At 69.1% G+C, this 2914-nt stretch carries 5 protein-coding genes; 2 read left to right on the top strand and 3 right to left on the bottom strand.

Features of this window, described 5'->3' with window-relative positions; all coding sequences use genetic code 11:
- Positions 1-15: 15 nt before the first annotated feature.
- Positions 16-798 (bottom strand): helix-turn-helix transcriptional regulator, encoded by a 783-nt coding sequence (locus VG296_RS26770; protein ID WP_325570439.1) that lies wholly within the window; start codon positions 796-798, stop codon positions 16-18.
- A gap of 224 nt (positions 799-1022) precedes the next feature.
- Here VG296_RS26770 and VG296_RS26765 point away from each other — a divergent pair, with 224 nt between their 5' ends.
- Together VG296_RS26765 and VG296_RS26760 are read left to right on the top strand one after the other, a co-directional pair.
- Positions 1023-1214 carry a hypothetical protein gene (locus VG296_RS26765; protein WP_325570438.1) on the top strand — a complete coding sequence of 64 codons (192 nt, stop codon included), beginning with the start codon at positions 1023-1025 and terminating at the stop codon, positions 1212-1214.
- A gap of 11 nt (positions 1215-1225) precedes the next feature.
- Positions 1226-1390 (top strand): hypothetical protein, encoded by a 165-nt coding sequence (locus tag VG296_RS26760; RefSeq protein ID WP_325570437.1) that lies wholly within the window; start codon positions 1226-1228, stop codon positions 1388-1390.
- An 83-nt stretch (positions 1391-1473) separates the two neighbouring features.
- Here the strand turns inward: VG296_RS26760 and VG296_RS26755 are convergent, their stop codons facing one another.
- Entirely contained in the window at positions 1474-1812 is a 339-nt protein-coding gene (locus VG296_RS26755; protein WP_325570436.1) for a hypothetical protein, read from the bottom strand.
- A 125-nt stretch (positions 1813-1937) separates the two neighbouring features.
- Positions 1938-2783 (bottom strand): ATP-grasp domain-containing protein, encoded by an 846-nt coding sequence (locus VG296_RS26750; protein WP_349259704.1) that lies wholly within the window; start codon positions 2781-2783, stop codon positions 1938-1940.
- Between the last annotated feature and the right edge of the window lie 131 nt (positions 2784-2914).

Raw genomic sequence — 2914 nt, 5'->3', positions numbered from 1 at the left:
TACGCCATGGGCTGTCTATGGTGTCCAAGTTTCTGCCGCACTCTCTATCATCGCGAGTGATTCGCTAGCCCGGTACGCTTCCGACCGTAGCGTGTCGAAACGTTCGCTGGCCTGCGCAACTGTAATAGGTGAGTCCGTCGTGCGCCCGTCCGTGAAGTCATCCAGGTTGACCACGCAAACCTCGGGGGTTTCCGCCATATTCATGGCACCTTGTAGCCCGACATGCGCGCCCCTTCCCGGCAGGAGCTGGACCGTCACCTTCGGGCGCGCCCCTACCGCCGCGAGGTGCCTTAGCTGCTCACTCATGATCTTCGCGTTTCCCATCTCGCGGCGCAAAACGTTTTCGTCCAGAAGAACCCACAGCGTGGGAGGGTTGTCGCGGTCCAGAACGGACTGACGCGCCATGCGCGCCGCCAGCCGCTCGGTTACCTCCGCTGGGGTGACGTGGACGTGACGTTCCAGCACTGCGCGGGCGTAGTCCTCCGTCTGGATCAGGCCAGGGATCATGGTGTGCTCGAACAGCCACAGCGACGTCGCCTCAGCCTCGTACTCCGCGAACTCGCGGAACTCTGCGGGGAATGTCGCGTCCCAGGTCTGCGAGTCGGCCCAGAACCGGGTGAACCACTCGTTGCGGAAGGCCGCCGAGCACACCTCGGCGAAATGCTTGTCAGGCACCGTGAGGCCGGCTTCGATCCGGCTCACCGTGGCCTTGTCGCACGGCACGAGGTCTCCCAGCTCAGCCTGCGTCATGCCGACCGCTTCACGTGCGCGGCGGACCTCAGCACCGAAGTGGTGCATGGGCGAAGTTCCCGGTGTAGGCGTCCTTCTTCCCCGTGGCATTGTCGCCTTCTTTGGGTTGCAGGGTTGCGCGACGTCGCGCTCCGTTGACGGACGTAAGCGCTGAGTTCACAACTTATCCCCATGTCGGAAGGGTTGTCAGCACGCCCGGCCGCCGTCGGCCAAGGAACCGCCAACAGGACACGGCGGCGGGGCGGCCACCCCCGAAGCGAAAAGGCAAGGCCATGGATGACTTCAGCGAAGACTTCACGCGGCTTGACGATTCCGCGCTGCTCAGCAAGCGGGCCGAGATGCGCGCCGCACTGCAACGGCTGCCGCCGGCCTCGCCCGGCCACGCCGCGCTGACGGCGCTCTACGACAAGACGACCGAGGAAGTCGACGACCGCGCCCGCAGGGCTTGGACCAGGGCGAGCTAGGAGTACCAGCGGTGAACGAACCCGTGACCGTCGAAGCGACAATCAGCCACCTGCCGCCCAGGGCCGCCCGGATGGCGGCGATCGAAATCCTCCTCGCCGACCCCGCGGCGCTCGGCGACGACACGCTCGAATCGGGGCTGTACATCCTGCGCGAGAAGCTGCTCGCGGCGGAGTAGCCGAGCCGCGTTCTGACTGGGCCTTGGCGTGCACGTGCTCGGTGCGGGAGTCACCACGGGACCGTTCGGGATGATGGTTTGATCTAGGCAGGCAATCTGGCGGCGGTGCGGCCCCTGGTTCTGGCTTGGGCCGGGACGGAGGTGAGCCTGTCGGTGAGGGCTCGCCGTTCGGTGCGCTCGGCGTCCAGCGCTGTCTCGGCGCGCTCGGCGCGGGCAATTGCGGCGGCTGCGAGTTCACGGGCGGCTTCCTCCCGGGCCTGGCAGGCAGCCTGGACCGCGCTGGTCTCTCGTTCGGCCTGCCGGCGGGCGGCAGCCAGGTCCGCGGCGGCGCGCTGCGCGGTGCCGGCTGCGCTGTCGCGCTCGCGGACGGCGGTGTCGCGCACGGCGGCGGCCTGTGCGGCCTCGCGTGGGCTAGTGCGCAATTTTTCCGCTCGAAGCCGACAAACCAGCAGGTCACAGGGCTGCGATCACGCCGAACCGCTCCCGCGATCAAGGTCAGGTCTCGGGTCATGCGATCGCGGAACTGAAGGACACCGGGGGCGCGCGGTCACGGCGGAAGGACGGCGTTGAGGAATGCGGCGGGTTCGGTGCTCGCCGGGCGGTCGCTGACCTGCCCGTCGCCGAGCTCGACGAGCCGCCAGGTCCCGTCAGCGCGAAGGGCCAGGTCGGCGCTGACGAACGGCAAGCCGAGCGAGCGGATCAGCGGGGTGAAGGGCTCCAGGTCGATGTCTGGCGGCAGGTCGCCGGGTGTATCGGGGTGCGCGGTGACCAAGCGGCAGGCTCCGCCGGCCCACCAGGCGCGGGCTTCCGCTGACGTGAACTTCTCGAACCGGCGCAGCACGAAACCGCCGGTGAACTCGTCCTCGCGCAGTTCACGGAACCTGGCCGCGACCTTCCACGCGGCGGCATGGTCAGCGGCGTCGGGGATGTAGGCGGCCTCGTGCCAGTAGTGCTTCATCGACTTCACGTAGTCGCGCAGCACCGCCGGGCCCGGACCGAGGCGCGTGCACGCCGCATGGAACTCCCGCACGCCGTCGCCTGCCGTCCAGGCCGCGGCCGGGGTGACGGGTGCCAGCGCGGGATACCAGCCCGGCATTTCATGGGCCTGGCGGTACTGGGCGGCGCTGGTGCGCAGGGTCACGCCCCTGGCCGCGAGGGCGCTGGCGAGGGCGGCGTACTGGCTGCTGGTGAGCATCCAGCCGCGGTACACCACCGCGCCGCCGCCGTCCGGAACCCGGGCCACCGCCCGGTCAGCCCCGTCCGGTTCTGCCAGCGCGTCGTGGTCGATTAGGGCCATGTCGTGGCCGGAGTCCATGGCGGCCGCGGCCTCCGGCGCGAAGTGCTCATCCGGACGGCGGGGACGAAGCGGATCGGCGGGCACGAGGAGCAGCACCACGCCAGTATGAGCAACTGCCGACGCCGACAGGGCACCTATCACGAAACGCGGCGGCGTTCACCGACCCCTCCGCGCTCCCTCCCTGCCGAGTCTGCTCTTCTCAGCGCGCCGCCGTAACCGTCTGTCCG

Source organism: Actinospica sp., assembly GCF_035552695.1.
Lineage (GTDB): Bacteria > Actinomycetota > Actinomycetes > Streptomycetales > Catenulisporaceae > Actinospica.
The sequence above is the reverse complement of the archived record's forward strand: the minus strand, read 5'-3'. Positions and strand labels throughout refer to the sequence as shown.

Bases quoted from the DNA above. Each gene is read 5' to 3' on its own strand.
- VG296_RS26770 (WP_325570439.1), bottom strand. From the start codon at position 798: ATGCACCACTTCGGTGCTGAGGTCCGCCGCGCACGTGAAGCGGTCGGC.
- VG296_RS26765 (WP_325570438.1), top strand. From the start codon at position 1,023: ATGGATGACTTCAGCGAAGACTTCACGCGGCTTGACGATTCCGCGCTG.